The sequence below is a fragment of the Granulosicoccus sp. 3-233 genome, assembly GCF_052681095.1.
On sequence record NZ_JBQYLE010000060.1, the window covers coordinates 1 to 674 of the forward strand.

Consider the following 674-nt stretch of genomic DNA (forward strand, 5'->3'; position numbering starts at 1 on the left):
CACCGGGTCATCGGTGGCAGTCTCCTGCCACCGATTCCCACAGAACGTAGCGTGCGGATTTCCCGCACTACGCTCTTCAGGCCGTGATTCACAGCACAGCAAGTGATTGGAATTGAACATAGTTCAACCTCAGACTTGGTTGCTGTAACGGGAAACGTTGCTTGATCTTGTGGAATACTTCCCACAACACCTTTCCTTCACGATTGCGACTATTCAGCATCTTTCGCCAATATCGTTCGACGAACCGGTGAACCCTTTGAAGGGCACGAAAATTTCCGGCAATGCCGTAATAGCCGTAGTGGCCACGCAACACTCGGTTCAGATTAATCGATTGCTCTCTCACCGATAGATGTCGCATTCGTTTCATCAAATCACTCAAGTTGGCAATGCTGCGTCGAAGCCGAGACTTCTCCGTGCGGAAACCGATCTTGAAATTGCCTTTTTGGTTACGCGTGCAGTAAAGAGTAAAGCCCAGAAAATAGATCGTCTCCGGGCGTGCTTTCCCATTATTGCTAGCATACCGTTCAGCAAATCGACCAAATGCAACCAGCTTAGTCTTCGTCGGCTCAAGTGCCAGACCAAACTTCTCCAAACGTTTGCGCAGAACTTCCTGAAATCGGACTGCATCCTCCTGATACTGAAAACACACCACAAAGTCATCGATGTAGCGCACC

Annotated in this window: 1 protein-coding gene; it reads right to left on the minus strand. The window is 49.4% G+C overall.

The features are described 5' to 3' along the window. Nucleotides 1-88: 88 nt before the first annotated feature. Nucleotides 89-674: reverse transcriptase domain-containing protein (locus tag ACUNV4_RS30440; protein ID WP_430882440.1), on the minus strand; the 586-nt coding region annotated here is incomplete at its 5' end.